Genomic DNA, 16,387 nt, shown 5'->3' on the forward strand with positions numbered 1-16,387 from the left:
CTACCATCTCCTTGTACTGCTTTACTACAAAGTAGTTCGACCAAGGATAGACCATTCCTGCTTAAGCAGATTTATGATCCAGGTGCTCACGGCAATAGGCAGTAATAGGCGTATAGTATAGTATGCAGGCAATAAGACTGCCGCCTGCAGTACTGACCAGAAAAGGAACAACGAAAAACAAAGCTCCAACCTTTGATCCAATAATATATGCAGCTACAGGATACGCTGCCAGTGAACCGATGATTCCTGTGCCAATTATTTCTCCCAGCACCGCTCCACCGATATGCTGCGTCCGTTTATAAAGGATTCCAGCCAGCGCTGCCCCAAACAAGCTGCCGGGAAAAGCAAGCAGCGAACCGGTACCGAGCAGTACCCGCAGCACTGAAATCCCAAAAGCAGCACTCACGGCATAACGCGTTCCTAAGAGCACCGCCAACAGTACATTAATGGCATGTTGAACGGGAAAACACTTGGCAATCCCCACTGGAATATAGATTAAATGAGCGGAAAAAACTCCCACTGCTATAAACAAAGCCGCAAAGCTCATTCTTCTTATATCCATCTGCTTACGCTCCTTTTATCTTAGCATAGGTCTTAAACGTATCACTGTTCATAGCAGATATGGCATCAATCAGCCGGACACGGAAAGTTCCCAGGCCTTCCTTCTCTGCCAGAGACTTTTGGGCAATTTCACCGGCGATGCCCATAACGGCAATACCGGCAACGGCGCCAATAACAGAATCAGCAACACCACAGCAGCAGCCTGTCAAAGCAGTAGACATGCAGCCGGTTCCGGTAACATCCGCTAACAGCGGATGACCATTGGTAATATGATACACTTCATCTTCTCTAGCAATAATATCGACTGCTCCCGTTATTGCCACAACGCACCCCAGTCGTTTAGAAAGGCTTGCTGCAACCACTTGTCCCTGCTCTTGACCTGCTGTAGAATCAACGCCACGGATTCCCTCATTTATTCCTGCAAGTGTCTTAATCTCCGACATGTTCCCCCTGATCACTGCCAGTGGAATTTCCCGAATAATCCGCTCGGCTGCCTGAGTGCGCAGTTTAGTGGCGCCAACTCCTACGGGATCAAAAATTACTGGAATTCCCTTTAGCGCTGCTGCTCGGCCGGCAAGAATCATGGAATCAACCAATTGACCGTTCAATGTACCAATATTTAAAACCAATGCTGAGGCAAAGCTCACCATTTCTTCAACCTCGCCGGGATCATTTGTCATTACAGGCGAAGCTCCCAACGCCAGTGTTACATTCGCACAGTCATTAGCTGTAACAAAATTGGTTAACTGGTGTACAAGCGGGTTCTGTGCTTTTACTTGCTCGAGTGTTTGGCAGACAGCTTGCAATACATCCATGGATTGGCCACCCTCCCTACAATAGCATATAGCAGACTAACCAATACAAGCACCGGAATTGTTGCTCCAATTGCAAGCTCCCATGCAAGAAACTTGTAATACAGCGCTACGCCCAGCCCCCATACTGCCAGGGCTAGAAAGTTTGCTTTTAATTCCGGCCTGATACGGCGATTTTTAAGCCAAAAATAATCAGTAAGTACAATAGCAAACAGGGGAGCAAAAACGGAGCCGATCGCAAGCAAAAAGCTTTCATATTGCTCCATATTAACGATAAGGGCCAGCATTGTGCCTATTACAGCCATAAACAAGGCAATATATTTCTCATTCAATCCGGGGCAAAGACTGGAAAAACTGACCCCCGCCGAGTAAGCGTCCATAAATGTCGTAGTTACAGTAGCCAGGATAATAATCCCCAGAGCCGCTAATCCCAGATTTGCTGCCACCATAATGGAAGCGGGATCGGCAGTTCCGGCGGTAAGTGCAACCCCTAAGCCGATGATATACATCCAGCAGCTGCCAATAAAATATCCCAGGCCGCTGCCCCAGGCCGAGCTTTTCGCCGATTTTGCATACCGGGTATAATCGGCAATAAGCGGCAGCCACGAGAGAGGCATCGCTACACTAAGCTCTAATCCGGCACTAAACGGCATTCCACCGACTGCTGGAATTTGAGAGAGACCGCTGATATTATTAAAAACCAGGCCACTCAGAACCAGAGTAAGTACAAACAACATAACAACTGCTGCGATGTTAGCCTTCTTCCAGCCGCCTTCACGCCCCAAAGCAATCCATAGCATAATAAGTCCACCGATCGCCAGCTGCCAACCAACGAGATAATCCCCTTGCCACAGCATTTTTGTGACTTCATTGGCAGACTTTGCCGCTGACATAATCATAATGGCTGTCCAGCCAACCAATTGCAGCACGTTTAATATAGAAAATAAGTACACTCCATAACTGCCAAAAGATATGCGGGTTGATTCAATAGCGGAAATACGCTCGCGGGAGCCAATGATACCGCATAATACTAACAGCACAATCCCTATGAGGTGCCCTAACAGGATCGCGCTAATACCACTGGCAAATCCGAGTGGAGCGAGAATACCACCGGCAAAAATTTCGGCAATAGACACTGCTGCACCAAACCACAAAAATAGAAAATGCTTAAACTCCATGGCAGAGCCTGTACTATTCATTCCTTCACCTTCTTTTAAAATTAAATAGCGCATCCCATAAGGGATGCGCATCAAGACACATACAAGACCTTATTGGCTATTCCTACGCTGGCATTACCCAGATCAGGTGAATTAAGGGTCACAGAAGAACACGTTCTGTATCTCAGCCGGTCTCTCCGGCACCCCTCGCCCATATTCCATTACTGTAATACTAATATATAATAACTAAATATGCAAACCTTTCCTTAACTAGTCACTTTTTTACTCGTCCTGCAATATGATGAAGTACCGCAATAGTTTAAGGAGGGGATTTTAGTTGGCTTCCTACGAAAAAGTGGTTAAATATGTGACGGACAGATTTGAAACGGCATTAACACCCCTGCAGGCCATGATAAAGAACCAGGAAATTATCATTGTGCAAAACAAACAGATGGTCGAATTACTGGAGAAAATCCGCCTGAATGGCACCCAATCCTTAGAACGGCCTGAAGAAGTCAGTGTGCCAGAAGAAGAGCAAAGCGAAGAACAAAAAGAAGAGGCCTGACAGTAATGTAAAAACCGGAACATGAGTGTTCCGGTTTTTACATACTTACGATTACACCTCAGCATCATCAGCCAATATACCCCGTTTGTTTTTCACGCTGGCCACTATGGCCAAAATTAACAGCAGCATCGCTAAGACCAGCAGTGTACCGGCAATAGGCCGGTTGAAGAACCCCAGAAAGCTCCCTTTGAAATACATCAAGGATTGCAGCAATGAACTTTCTATCATTTTGCCCAGCACAAAAGTCAGCACAACAGGTGCCATGGGAATATCGAGTTTCTTCATGATATAACCGAGCACTCCAAATACGATCATTACCCAAATATCCCACACACTGCCGCTCACACTATATGCTCCCAGAACAGATACAATAACAATTGCCGGATAGAGCATTTTGGGCGGAATGGTAGCAATCTTTCCCCACATCCGGGCTAAGGGCAGGTTCATAACAAGCAGGATTGCATTGCCGATGAACATACTGGCAATAACTGACCAGACGAAATTGGCATTGCTTTGAAACAAAGCCGGTCCAGGCGTCAGACCATGCATAATAAAAGCTCCGAACAGTACCGCAATCGTTGGAGAGCTGGGAATTCCCAGCGTAAATAGAGGAATAAGCGCCGCGCCACAATACGCATTATTAGCGGTTTCAGGACCGGCAACTCCCTCAATGGCGCCTTTGCCAAACCGGGAAGGATCTTTTGCTACTTTCTTTTCCACCGTGTACGATAATATTGTAGGAATAACGGCATTAGAGCCGGGAATTAAGCCAGTGAGGCAGCCGATACCTGTTCCTCTGGCAATAGCCATCAGCGTAGGTTTCCATTCTTCGCGGCGCGGAAACAGGGAGCCCACTTTAGGAGGCTTTCCGGCATGGTGAGAGGACTCCATACCTTGCAGCACTTCGGAAATACCAAATAAACCCATGGCGATTGTTACAAAATCAAAGCCTTCCATTAAGTGAAGTTCACCAAAAGTAAATCTGAGAGCGCCAGAAATTGGGTCCATACCGACTAAGGATAGTGTCAAGCCGATAACTGCAGAAATAATACCGCGAATAATCGACTTTCCCATTAACCCGACAACCATAACCAAACCAAGCACCATTAACGCAAAAAACTCGGGAGGACCAAATTTCAAGGCGAATTCCGCTAACGGAGGCCCAATAAATACTAAACTGATAACCGCAAAGGTTCCACCAATAAAAGAGCCAATGGCAGCAACTCCTAGAGCGGTTCCTGCCCGCCCCTGCCTGGCCATTGGGTAACCATCAAAACAAGTTGCCACCGAGGCTGCTTCCCCAGGTGTATTGATCAGCACGGACGTAATCGTTCCGCCATATAGTGAACCATAGTAAATACCTGCCAGCATAATAATGGCCGGTACAGGCTCCATGGAAAATGTTATTGGCAGCAGCAGAGCCGTGCCGGTTGTTGGCCCCAGGCCGGGCAATATTCCCACAAGCATGCCGATTGTTACACCAATAAGACAATATAACAAATTCCAGCCTGCTAACGCTGTTGCAAAACCGTCAAGCAACGGTATAAATGAATCCATTTCCTACTCTCCCCCTACCATCCATACTCATTAACGGGGAGTGAAACTCCCAGCAGCGATTGAAACACAAACAGTAATAGCACCGCTATAGCAACAGAGGCACTAAGTGCGTAATACCACTTGTAATCGCGGATAAACATGGCAAACAGCAAGATGCTGCCTGCTATCACAAAGCCGGTAGTATTTACTATAACGGTAAAAACAACCAGCCCGCCCAGCATAGACAGGATAGTTCCCAAAGCTCTTCCTTTAGGCCATAGCTCACTAGTTGAAACCTTGTTATTTTTCGCGCAATCCCATATATACATAAGAGTCAAAAGAATTAATCCACCACTCAGCCATCTTGGGAAAAAGCCAGGTCCAGGCCCAAGGCGGGTTGAATAGTCCAGTGAGAAAGATTGATAAAATATAATGATTGCATACAGTAATATAATACTGCCAGCCCATATTCCAGCGTTGCTCACGCCGTAACACATCCTTTCAAAAACATCAGAGCGAAGATTGATAGCTTATCAGTCTTCGCTCCGCCACTTGCTTACAGTTTACTTCTTTTTGCCAGCCTCTATAATCGGTTCAAGTATTTTAGTGTCCTTCTCCAGGAATGTCTTATAGTCTGCGGCATTTTTATAGTCGATTCCTAAAAAGGATTTATTCATAAATTCAACAAACTTAGCATCCTTAACAGCAGCGGCTACTGCCTCCTCCAGCACTTTCACAACCGCATCCGGTGTTCCAGGAGGAACAGCAATTCCGCGATAGGTACCTGTCGAGGCATCGATTCCTTTTTCTTTCAGCGTCGGTATATCCTTTAAGCCGTCAAAACGTTTATCAGCCATAACTGCCAAAGGACGTAATTTTCCTGCGTCAATTTGTGCTTTTACTTCTCCCGGTCCGTAAATACCAAAATCTGCTCTTCCCCCGAGGATCTCCGTCATGGCTGGAGCTGCGCCCTGGAAAGGCACCGTGACAAATTTGACACCTGCGGCCTGCGAAAACTGGATAGCATAAAAGTTTGGTGTTACAGAAGCAGCAAAATTAAGTTTATCTGGATTAGCCTTCAGATCAGCGAGCAGATCCTCAATGGTCTTATACTTTGAATCTGTAGATACAACAATAACAGTAGGGTCAGTATTAACATTGGCAATGAGACGAAAATCTGCAGTCTTAAAAGGTGCTTGCCCTTGAAGCGGCAGCGAAACTACCTCGCGGGTAACCATGGTCAGCGTATAGCCATCTGCTTTGGCTTTCAAGCCTTCTGCCATACCGACAGCACCGCCGCCACCCGTTTTATTTACTACAACAACCTCTTGTTTTAAATTGCCTTTAAGCGCTTCGGCAAAAGCGCGGCCCACTGCATCTGTACCACCGCCTGCAGCGAAGGGTACAATAAGCTCAATCGGTTTAGTAGGATATTTTACTTCCTCTTTTTTGGCCGTCTGCGAACCGCCGCAGCCAGCGACTACCATAGTTACAATTAATAATGCAGCCAGCAAAAAAGCAATCTGTTTTCTCATTCCACTTTCCTCCATATAATATAGAATATTCCATTATATTTTACTATAATTAGAATATTATATCAACTACTCATCCATTATCAACTGAAATCTTCTAGAAAAGTTCCAGCCTTTTAAATAAACGTCTTGTCAATTCTCATTTAATTTGTTATGCTTAAATAAATTCTATAGATGATTTCGGCAATGAAGCCTCGGAAATATATTCCGGGGTTTTTCTGTTTTTTTATGGCAACGGAGCCTTGTGTTAACCAAACACAGGCTCCGTCTCTTTATTTGGTAATAAGGCAAAAGCCTTACTATAATTCATTTAAGAAAGAGGGATAGGATATGAAAACATTCAGAAAAGCCCTTGGCCTGCTGGCAATACTGGTATTCGTTGCGACCTTGCTCTCCGGTTGCGGTCAGACACCGGTCGCTACCAGTGACACCGCAAAAAAAACAAGCCGTATCGATGAGATTAAAAAAGCCGGAAAGCTGGTTTTGGCTACAGGCAATTACCGCCCCTTTGAATATCACGATGAGAAGACCAATAAAATCGTAGGCTATGATATTGATGTGGCCGAGGCTATCGCCAAAAAGATTGGTGTTCCTTTAGAAGTACGGGAAATGCAATTTACCAGTTTGATTCCCTCTGTTCAAAACGGACAGGCTGATTTAGTAATCGCTGCCATGTACATAACGGATGCCCGCAAAGAAGTAGTTGATTTTGCCGATCCCTACATGGATACCGGAATGGTACTGGTTGTGTGCTCGGAAAACAACGATATTAAATCTACCGGTGATCTTAACGGCAAAGTTGTTGGCGTCAAAACAGGTGCTACCAGCGAAAAAGTCGCCAATGAATTGAAAGAAAAGGGAGCAGCTATCACAATCAAAAGCTATAAAGAAACGGTTGACTATTTACTTGATTTAGAAAATGGCCGCTTAGATGCTGCCGTTAATGACCTGCTGAATCAGTTGGAGTATAACAAAGCTCATCCTGGCGTTAAAGTAGTTGGCGACACCTTTACCAAATCGTCTTTAGGGATTGCAGTCAAAAAAGGGGATCAGGAACTGCTGACCGTTATTAATAGCGTTCTCACTGAAATGAAACAAAACGGTGAAGCTGATAAGCTTTATAAAAAATGGGTAACTTCACCTAACTAACTGATAAGAAAGGACATCTTTATGAACCTTGATTATTCTATCATTCTAGCTAAGTTTCCTGTTTTATTAGAAGGCTGTCTAGTAACCCTGGAAATCTCCTTTTTTTCTCTGCTGTTAGGCATGGTATTTGGCATCAGCGGCGCTTTGTTCCGGACATCCTCCAACCGGCTGCTGAACACACTCGCTTTTCTCTATGTTTGGATTATTCGCGGCACGCCTGTAATGGTTCAGCTCTTTATCCTCTATTTCGGTCTGCCCCAGCTTGGCATTAAACTATCCAGCATGACGGCAGGCATACTGGGATTAGCAATTAATACAGGAGCATATGTTACCGAAATTATCCGGGCAGGCATTCAAGCTGTCGACAAAGGGCAGATGGAAGCCGCCATGTCGCTTGGCATGAATTACCGTCAGGCAATGCTGCGGATCATCGGACCACAGGCAACTAAGATTTGTATCCCACCTCTTGTTAATCAATTTATCATGACACTCAAAAATTCATCAATCGCTTCTCTTGTAACGATTACCGAACTGCTCCGTACTGGCGAGCAACTTATTTATACTACTTTTCGAACATTTGAGGTCTATACAACAATTGCTGTACTGTATCTGATTATGAATTCCGTCTTTATGATCATTGCAGACAAACTGGAGAAAAGGATGGCCAGACAATGAGTTATATCGTTGAAATGAAGGACATTCACAAGTCATTCGGTGCGGTTCAAGTACTAAAAGGCTTTACCCTTAACCTCAGCGAAGGAGAAAAAGTTGTCATCATTGGACCCAGCGGTTCAGGAAAAAGTACCGTTCTGAGATGTCTTAATCAGCTTGAGAGCATTCAGTCAGGCCATATTTCCTTCGAGGGTCGTGAACTCAATGCAAAAACCGATCTTTGTGCGCTGCGCATGCAAATCGGTATGGTTTTTCAACGTTTTAACCTTTTTCCGCATAAAACAGTTTTGGAAAATATTATTGAAGCACCGATAATCGTAAAAAACACTCCCAGATCGGAAGCAGAGGCCCTCGGTTTGGAGCTTTTAGAAAAGGTTGGTCTGACTGACAAACAAGATGCCTATCCCCGTGAATTATCAGGCGGTCAGCAGCAACGGGTGGCTATCGCCCGGGCATTAGCCATGAAGCCTAAAATCATGCTCTTTGATGAACCTACTTCTGCTCTTGACCCCGAATTAGTGGGTGAAGTTCTGCTTACTATGCGGGAGCTAGCAATAGAGGGTATGACAATGGTTGTGGTGACACATGAAATGGCTTTCGCCCGTGAGGTTGCAGACCGGGTTATCTTTATGGATCAGGGTGTTATCGTAGAAGAAGGTCCACCGCAGAAGCTATTTGAGAACACCGAGCAGGATCGAACAAAAGCCTTTCTTAAACGAATTCGTCATAATTAAATTAAGCTAGCACTACAGGGACTGAGAAATTCCACCTCAGTCTCTTTTTTGTTGCAGGTATACCCTATATTTATAGGGAATACCTTTTTAAAAATGCTCTCAATTCTTCGCATAGGAGTTGCAATCGTAGATGTTCGCTGTACTAAAAGTTCTTGCCACGCTGGCTGTTATTGTTATAGCTCTTAACCGAAAAGTAAAAATGGGTAATGCCATGCTGGCCGGGTCGGCTATTCTATTTATCCTGTCTGAGCCAACATTAGCTAAACTGGCAAATGCCGCCCTTCGTACTGCCACCAGCCACAGCACCTGGGAAATTCTTTTTGCCCTGTACTTTGTCATGTGTCTTGAATACCAGTTCCGCACTGGCGGAATTATTGACGGATTGATGGCTACAGCCCGCAGTCTGCTGCGAAGTGACCGCGTCCTGCTGGCAATGATGCCGGCATTTTTAGGGTTCCTTCCGTCTTTGGGTGGAGCGATCTTCTCTGCCCCGCTAGTGGAAAGCGCCAGTAAGCCTTTCAGCCTTTCAGCTGAAACTAAAACTGCTATTAACTACTGGTTCCGTCACATCTGGGAATACACGAACCCTATTTTTACCGGCATGCTGCTTGCCAGTCAAATTTCCGGGCTTTCACTAAACGCCCTGATTTCTCATATGGCTTGGCTAACGGTCTTATCTGCCGTCATCGGATGGCTGTTACTTATATCACCGCTCAAAAAAAATCAGCTATCGGGCAATACTGTAATTATTTCTGACTCAGGCAGCACCAGCTATCATTTTCTACTGCTGGCAACTGCCCCCATTATAGCTAACTTTATTCTGGTGGTTTTCCTGAAAATGCCTGCTTCTATTTCTATGGCACTCGTTGTGGGTGCAATGATTCTTGTCTTACGGCAAAGCTTAACCGACATCCGCGCTATGCTGCTTCATGCACTAGACAGTAAACTCCTCTGGGGCATTGTCGGTATTCTCTTTTTTCAACAGGTTTTACAACAATCCGGCGCCATCAATGAAATCGCCCTGCTGCTTAATGCAATTTCTATTCCGGCTACCGTCGTTATTGGAATTATTGCCTTTGTTGCAGGACTCTTAACGGGTACTTCCCAGGGGTTTGTCGCTATTGCCTTCCCCTTTATTGCCGTCATGGCACCTGGCGACTTAACCTTGGCGATGATTTCTTTTGTCATGGGCACTGCCGGACAAATGCTTTCTCCCGCTCACATGTGCTTACTCGTTACCCTGGATTATTTTCATGCTGATTTTCTTAAAACTCTGCGGCCCGTCTTTATTTTAAATGTTATTATGATCGTAGCTGCTTATGCTTCTATCCTGTAAGCTTAAAAAAGGGGACTGTCCCCTTTTCAAAAAGTGTCTAAACAAGAAGGTGATAACCTTTGCCTTTTATTCAAGCCCTCCAGGGCGTAGTAACCATCTTGCTTATGGTAATGGTCGGCTATCTGCTTACTCATAAAGGCTGGCTTACTGCCGAGGCAAAAACACTGCTGCCGCGATTGGTAAATTACGTGGCGCTGCCCACTTATATGACATGGAATCTCATGACTACCTTTACCCATGACAAGCTGCTGGCAATACTGCCTGGCACACTAGTGCCGTTTATTGCCATGCTATTAACTTATTGTATCGGCCATGTAGCTGCCAATATGCTGCAATTACCAACTGGGCGGCGCGGCCTCTTCCGCTCTATGTTCTTTGTTTCCAGCGCTATTTTTGTTGGCCTGCCGGTAAACTTAGCACTCTTCGGTGATGCGGGTGTTCCTTCAGTATTACTTTTCTTTTTGGCTAATGCCGTCTTATTCTGGACACTTGGGGTATATTGTATCAGTTCTGATGGAAAAAACTTTGTCAAGCCTGACTTTAGCTTGGCAACTGTCAAAAATATCTTCTCCCCGCCCCTTACTGCGTTTACCATTGCCACAGCTTTAATATTCCTGGGAATTCCTTTACCAGACTTTTTGGCCGTTACTTTCAAGAATTTAGGTTCTATGACCACTCCCCTCTCGATGCTCTTTATCGGAATGATCATCTATTCTGTTAATCTAAAGCAAGTCAAGGTTACGAAAGATATGCTCGTCTTATTGATTGGCCGGTTTATTATTTCCCCGCTGATGGTTTTACTTGTTGCTCATTATTTCCCTATCCCTGAACTGATGTTAAAAGTATTTGTTATCCAGGCGGCCATGCCCGCTATGACTCAAACAGCGATACTAGCCAAAATTTATGAGGCAGACACAGAATATGCCGCCGTCATGACTTCCATCACTACGCTCGCTTCTATGGTGGCGATTCCGGTATATATGGTTCTGCTGTAATCTAATCATTATTAGGATATAGAGGGAGATTACTGATGAAAAATATCGTTATTTTAGCAACCGGTGGTACAATTGCCGGAGTTTCCCACTCCTCCACTGACACAACCAGCTATCAATCTGCCATTCTTCCCATTAAAGAATTACTGGCTGAAATCGATTCTCTACATACGATTGCCAATGTCTACAGCGAACAAATTGCGCAAATCGATAGTGCAGATATGAATCACGACCTATGGCTGCGGCTAGCCAAACGAGCTAACGGTCTACTACAAGATCCAGCCGTCGATGGTATTGTCATTACTCACGGAACAGATACCCTGGAAGAGACAGCCTATTTTTTAAATCTGGTGATTCAATCCGCCAAACCAGTGATTCTGGTAGGTGCCATGCGCCCCTCCACAGCAATCAGCTCAGATGGTCCGATGAATTTGTATAATGCTATCCTTCTGGCAGCCAGCCCTGCCGCCTACGGCAAAGGAGTCCTCGTAGCATTAAATGATACGATTAACTCCAGCCGCGATGTTACGAAAACTAACACTTCTCTGCAGGATACCTTTAAAGCTCCAGAGCTGGGATATCTGGGATATATCATAGATGGGCAGCCGCATTTCTATCGCATGCCGACACGCAGGCATACACATCTAACCGATTTTTCCATTGAGAACCTTACCGACTTCCCACAAGTGGAAATTCTCTATGGCCATGTCAACGATAGCGGTACACTGGCTCAGGCAGCCGTAACCGGCGGTGCAAAAGGGATTATTTATGCGGGACTGGGCAATGGCAATATGTCACAGCAGCTTCGAACAACGCTCAGTCATATCCAGAAAACAGGAATTATCGTGGTACGCAGTACGCGTGTTAGCAATGGGGTCGTAACACGAAATGGAGCTATTGATGATGATCAATGCGGTTTTGTAGTCGCAGATACCCTCAGCCCGCAAAAAGCGAGGATATTATTAATGCTGGCCCTAACTAAGACTACTGATTCGGCTGAGATTCAGCAAATATTTTGGAGTCACTAATACACAGCAAACCCCACTAGCTGCTGCTAGTGGGGTTTGCTGTGTAGAAAAGGGTACTATTTGTTCTGGGTTTCTAAGCTCAGGATCTTGCATGACTGATAGTACAATGCTGAGCACCAACCGATTCCTACCAAAACGAGAAGCACGATTTCCTGTCCGTTCACTCGAATGCACCTCCATATAATATGCAGGCGGACATCCGGTTAGATGAGAACTTCTTGGAGCAGATTTTCTGTCACTAACATTCCTTGCAGCTCCCCTTTTTATCGGAAAACACAGTCCTGCTAGTCTCACCAGGAAGTTCGTTCTGGTTGGTTGGCCGTTCAAAATCATTATATCACAAGAATCAGGCAACTCAATAGGCGTTTTCACAAGAATAATCTTTTTATTCTGTTAAGTATTACAGTGTATCACCCGGCGAGAATCTATAGTATGCCGCCGGTCTTTTTGTCGTCAGGCTTCGTTGTCGTCGACTTACATATTGCCGATATGCGCGTTTCCTCCGCCTCGCCTGGCGACAAAAATCCTCGACGCTCTACTTCAGCTTCCCGCCGGATGATACACTAAGCAACAATTCTATATGACCTGGCTAATATGCATAGCACGAAACTTTCCTCCGCTCTGCTCAGCAGCCTTAGTCATTTGGCTTAAGCAGACAGGGCACTCGGTGACAACAATTTGTGCGGCAGTTTCTTCAATAGCAGCCTGTTTCTTAGCAAGAACCTGATCTGATACAGCGGGAAAATCCATAGGAAAGGACCCTGCGCCTCCGCAGCATGTATCAGCTCCGGCCATCTCGATATAATCACCTGCAGCCTGCAGTAATTCCCGTGGCTGTTTTTTAATCCCCTGGCCCCGGCCTAAATGACAGGGTTCATGAAACGTCATTTTTGCAGTGATCCGCTGACGAGGATGATAGCCGGCTTTCACCAGATATTCCGTAAGATCCATTACTTTTTGGCTGAACTTTAGTGCCCGCTCCCGCCATTCATGATCATCAGCAAAGTAACTGGCAATGTGCTTAAGCGTACTGCTGCAGCTTGCACAGTCACTCACCACTACATCACAATCTTCATATAAGCGGATATTCTCTTTGGCAAGTTCAAGAAAATCCTTTCTCAGACCATGGGCAAGATGAGGCAGGCCACAGCAAACATTATCGACTAACTGTGGCTGAGTAAGACTGCGCAAAATAGCCAAGGTATCGGCGGCAGCTTCGGGAAACATCATTCGCATACCACAGCCGTAAAAATAGGCAACTTTAGCCTGAGTTGATACCGGCGTGGCTGAAACAGCGGCAGCTTCTCCCAGTGTGGCCGGACCGGCAAAAGCGGAAAGAAATTGCTGCCGCGTAAACGCTGCCGGTACCATTCCCCTCGGAATGATACGGTGAATCCCGGTCTTGCGCATTGCCCCCATAGCCCCGGCAGCTATTTTTACAAGCACCCGCGTCTTAAGCATTGTACCAAGAAATTTGTATTTTACACTGGTACCTCCCTGGTAATCAGCTAAATGCTGCCGAACAGCAATCATTGCCTCATCAGTTTTTACTTTGCTGGGACAGTTCTCCACACAAGCCCGGCAAAGCAGGCAAAAGTTAACAGCTGCGGTTACTTCTGGCGTAGGCTCAAGTCCGCCCATCGCCAAAGAACGGGCAATATTATTTTTCCCTCTGGCACTGGCTGACTCGATATCGTTAACTCCAAATAAAGGACATACCAGCCGGCAGCTGCCACAGCGATCACATTGACTGGCAATTTGATTAGCTTCCTTTAGTAAAGCTTCTTGCACATTATGCTTCACGGTCTTACCTCCACTACCCTGATAATCACCAGATTTTTCCCGGATTTAAAATACCTTGCGGGTCAAGCGCCTGCTTAATCAGCTTTAAGGTAGTAACACCGGCCTCACCCAACGCACTGGAAATGTAGGGTCTTTTGGTAATGCCAATACCATGTTCGCCTGATAATGTGCCACCAACAGCAAGTGCTTCTGCAAAAATTTCATGCACTGCTTTGTGTACGCGCTCAGCCTGCTCGCTATCGGCTAAATCACAGAGTATAGAAGGATGAAGATTACCGTCACCTGCATGTCCATAAACGGCAATAGTCAGCTCATATTTTTCTCCGATGGCACGAATACGGCGAACCATTTCGGGAAAAGCGCTGCGAGGTACAGAGATATCTTCACCCAGCCGGTCTGGAGCCATTGCGCCTACTGCCGAGCTTAATCCACGACGAATTGCCCATATATCTTCCGCTTCTTGTGCTGATTGCGCAATTCGTACAGCTAGCGCCCCAAAGTTTTTGGCAATTGCCTCAATTTGTTCTGCCTGCATTGCCAGTCCTTGCTGATTATCGGCATCTATTTCGGTAATAACGCAGGCTTCAGTAGCAGGATCAATCTCCAACTTACGATGGCGGGCAACCGCTTGCAGGCTGATTTTATCCATTAGTTCCGCTGCTGCCGGTACGATACCGGATTGCAGCATTTTGTGGATAGTTGCACAGGCTTCATCAAGAGAGCCAAACATCAGCTGCAGCGTATTGCGAACCTTGGGCATGGGAATCAGCCTGAGCAATACTTTCGTAATAATCCCTAGCGTACCTTCTGAGCCAGTAAAAAGCTGAGTGAGATTATAACCAGTTACATTTTTTATTGCTTTACCACCGGTATTGATAATAGAACCGTCAGCCAGCACCACTTCCAGACCCATCACGTAATTGTTCGTGACACCATATTTTACGGCCCTCATACCGCCGGCATTCTCGGCAACATTGCCCCCTATGGTCGAGTATTTATAACTGGCCGGATCAGGCGGATAAAAAAGCCCCTTCGCTGCGCAGTAATTATACAAATCACCCGTTAGAACACCGGCCTCTACCGTTATCATCATATTCTCCTGGTCTAGCTCAATGATCGTTTTCATCCGGTCAAGCGAAAGTGATATTCCTCCGGCTAACGGTATACTGCCGCCGGTACGACCGCTGGATGCCCCCCGGGGTGTTACGGCAATCCTGTTTGCACAGGCAATTCTCATGACTGCTGCTACTTGCTCTGCAGTTAAGGGACGCACTACGATTTCAGGTTTATTGGCAGGCACCAGGGGAACGAAGGACGAGTCATACGAGTACCCGAAGCGATCAAGATCGGAGTCGAGCACATTTTCCGGCCCGACTATTTTTTTAATTTGTTCTTTTATTTCCTTTGTAATCATCCGTCAGCTGCTCCCCCTTTTTAAGCCTGTTTGTGTTGTTCATATAAGGCATAGTTTCTTTTCAAAATTTCAGGTATAGGCAGCTCGTACGGACAGCGGTTGATGCATACTCCACATTCTACACACTTGGGAACGCTTTCCATCGGCCCTTTGGAAAACTCAACAGATACCGCCGGCGACATCCGGGCAGCTACAATAGGATATCCCATTGCCGGTGTGATTGCCACTCCCTGGGGACAGGGCTGGCAATACTCACAGCGACGGCAAAACTGCTTACCTAATTTTTGCCGAACCTGTTCTATCGCAGCGTTGTCCTGTTCGCTGAACGTATTATTTTTCTCATAAAAGGACAACACTTCATCCACAGAAGAAACCGAGTCAAAACCGGGAATAACAACAGCTTCCGGGTATTGACGTAAGAATTTAAATGCTAAAGCTGCATTGTCAATTGCGCCACCGGCAAAAGGTTTCATCGCAATGAAGGCCATTTTGCTTTCCTGAGCCAGGCTGATCATTTCCTCTTTAGCGGCATCTTCTATGAAATTAAAAGGAAACATGATGGTCTCAAAGATTCCTGTTTTCATCAGTTTGATGGCCATAGATAAATTATGAGAGGTAATGCCGATATGGCGTACTTTTCCCTCTTCTTTCGCTTTTATTGCCGCCTCTAGGGCACCTCCGGCAGCTGTAATTGACTGCCAATCTTTCTCTTGAGCAACTTGATGCAATTGAAATAAATCAATATAATCGGTCTTGAGCATCCGCAGACTGGTCTCTAAATGTTCTCTTGCCCCCGCCGCATCGCGCTTCATTGTTTTTGTTGCCAATATCACCTTATCGCGAATGCCTTGAAAAGCCATTCCAATCTTGGCTTCGCTGTCCCGGTATGCATTGGCTGTATCATAAAATGTTATGCCTTGACCGTAAGCGTGCTGCAATACCCTCACTGCTTCATCTGCCGGCAAACGAATAATAGGAATACAGCCGAAACCGACCTCCGAAATGATTAAGCCGGTGTTACCTAAAGCACGATATTTCACTCTACTTCACTCCTTTTCCTTTTTTCACCAAATTTATATAGCAATGTATTCCCGTA

Annotated in this window: 16 protein-coding genes and 1 riboswitch; of the genes, 7 read left to right on the forward strand and 9 right to left on the reverse strand. The window is 45.7% G+C overall.

Annotation, left to right across the window (positions count from 1 at the left end; genetic code table 11):
• Positions 1-61 precede the first annotated feature (61 nt).
• From thiW to cytX, 3 genes are read right to left on the reverse strand one after another with little or no spacing between them, the layout of a single operon-like run.
• Positions 62-562, reverse strand: coding sequence for an energy coupling factor transporter S component ThiW (thiW, locus tag RTR76_RS15650; RefSeq protein ID WP_312522270.1), 501 nt, complete (start codon positions 560-562; stop codon positions 62-64).
• A 4-nt stretch (positions 563-566) separates the two neighbouring features.
• Positions 567-1,376: a hydroxyethylthiazole kinase gene (gene thiM, locus RTR76_RS15655; protein ID WP_312522272.1), complete on the reverse strand. Its 810-nt coding sequence runs from the start codon at positions 1,374-1,376 to the stop codon at positions 567-569.
• Positions 1,334-2,572, reverse strand: a complete 1,239-nt coding sequence (gene cytX / locus RTR76_RS15660; protein ID WP_312522274.1) for a putative hydroxymethylpyrimidine transporter CytX — start codon at positions 2,570-2,572, stop codon at positions 1,334-1,336. The genes thiM and cytX overlap by 43 nt, the downstream gene beginning before the upstream one ends.
• Before the next feature lie 61 nt (positions 2,573-2,633).
• Positions 2,634-2,748, reverse strand: a riboswitch (TPP riboswitch).
• A 119-nt stretch (positions 2,749-2,867) separates the two neighbouring features.
• Here cytX and RTR76_RS15665 point away from each other — a divergent pair.
• Complete coding sequence (locus RTR76_RS15665) at positions 2,868-3,095, forward strand: hypothetical protein (protein ID WP_312522275.1); 228 nt, start codon at positions 2,868-2,870, stop codon at positions 3,093-3,095.
• A 51-nt stretch (positions 3,096-3,146) separates the two neighbouring features.
• Here RTR76_RS15665 and RTR76_RS15670 read toward each other — a convergent pair whose 3' ends face one another.
• The 3 genes from RTR76_RS15670 to RTR76_RS15680 form a co-directional block, all read right to left on the reverse strand.
• On the reverse strand, positions 3,147-4,652 hold the full coding sequence (locus RTR76_RS15670; protein WP_312522277.1) for a tripartite tricarboxylate transporter permease: 1,506 nt from the start codon (positions 4,650-4,652) through the stop codon (positions 3,147-3,149).
• A gap of 14 nt (positions 4,653-4,666) precedes the next feature.
• Positions 4,667-5,116, reverse strand: coding sequence for a tripartite tricarboxylate transporter TctB family protein (locus tag RTR76_RS15675; protein WP_312522279.1), 450 nt, complete (start codon positions 5,114-5,116; stop codon positions 4,667-4,669).
• A 78-nt stretch (positions 5,117-5,194) separates the two neighbouring features.
• Complete coding sequence (locus RTR76_RS15680) at positions 5,195-6,166, reverse strand: tripartite tricarboxylate transporter substrate binding protein (RefSeq protein WP_312522281.1); 972 nt, start codon at positions 6,164-6,166, stop codon at positions 5,195-5,197.
• Between the two features lie 327 nt (positions 6,167-6,493).
• Between RTR76_RS15680 and RTR76_RS15685 the strand changes: the two genes are divergently transcribed.
• From RTR76_RS15685 to RTR76_RS15710, 6 genes are all read left to right on the forward strand, one after another.
• On the forward strand, positions 6,494-7,312 hold the full coding sequence (locus tag RTR76_RS15685; RefSeq protein WP_312522283.1) for a basic amino acid ABC transporter substrate-binding protein: 819 nt from the start codon (positions 6,494-6,496) through the stop codon (positions 7,310-7,312).
• A 21-nt stretch (positions 7,313-7,333) separates the two neighbouring features.
• Entirely contained in the window at positions 7,334-7,987 is a 654-nt protein-coding gene (locus RTR76_RS15690) for an amino acid ABC transporter permease (RefSeq protein ID WP_312522285.1), read from the forward strand.
• Between the two features lie 5 nt (positions 7,988-7,992).
• Complete coding sequence (locus RTR76_RS15695) at positions 7,993-8,718, forward strand: amino acid ABC transporter ATP-binding protein (protein ID WP_312522419.1); 726 nt, start codon at positions 7,993-7,995, stop codon at positions 8,716-8,718.
• Positions 8,719-8,848: 130 nt separating this feature from the next.
• Positions 8,849-10,054, forward strand: coding sequence for a DUF401 family protein (locus tag RTR76_RS15700; protein WP_312522287.1), 1,206 nt, complete (start codon positions 8,849-8,851; stop codon positions 10,052-10,054).
• A gap of 59 nt (positions 10,055-10,113) precedes the next feature.
• Entirely contained in the window at positions 10,114-11,049 is a 936-nt protein-coding gene (locus RTR76_RS15705) for an AEC family transporter (RefSeq protein ID WP_312522289.1), read from the forward strand.
• Positions 11,050-11,084: 35 nt separating this feature from the next.
• Entirely contained in the window at positions 11,085-12,074 is a 990-nt protein-coding gene (locus RTR76_RS15710) for an asparaginase (RefSeq protein WP_312522290.1), read from the forward strand.
• 576 nt (positions 12,075-12,650) lie between these two features.
• Here the strand turns inward: RTR76_RS15710 and RTR76_RS15715 are convergent.
• Genes RTR76_RS15715 through RTR76_RS15725 form a run of 3 tightly spaced genes read right to left on the reverse strand, consistent with a single transcriptional unit; the run spans position 12,651 to position 16,331 of the window.
• A complete protein-coding gene (locus RTR76_RS15715; protein WP_312522291.1) occupies positions 12,651-13,877 on the reverse strand; it encodes a (Fe-S)-binding protein in 1,227 nt (408 codons plus the stop codon).
• 25 nt (positions 13,878-13,902) lie between these two features.
• Positions 13,903-15,291 carry an FAD-linked oxidase C-terminal domain-containing protein gene (locus tag RTR76_RS15720; protein WP_312522296.1) on the reverse strand — a complete coding sequence of 463 codons (1,389 nt, stop codon included), beginning with the start codon at positions 15,289-15,291 and terminating at the stop codon, positions 13,903-13,905.
• A gap of 20 nt (positions 15,292-15,311) precedes the next feature.
• Positions 15,312-16,331, reverse strand: coding sequence for an aldo/keto reductase (locus RTR76_RS15725; protein WP_312522299.1), 1,020 nt, complete (start codon positions 16,329-16,331; stop codon positions 15,312-15,314).
• Between the last annotated feature and the right edge of the window lie 56 nt (positions 16,332-16,387).

This window comes from Anaerospora sp. (assembly GCF_032013335.1).
Taxonomy (GTDB): Bacteria; Bacillota; Negativicutes; order Sporomusales; family DSM-15969; genus Anaerospora.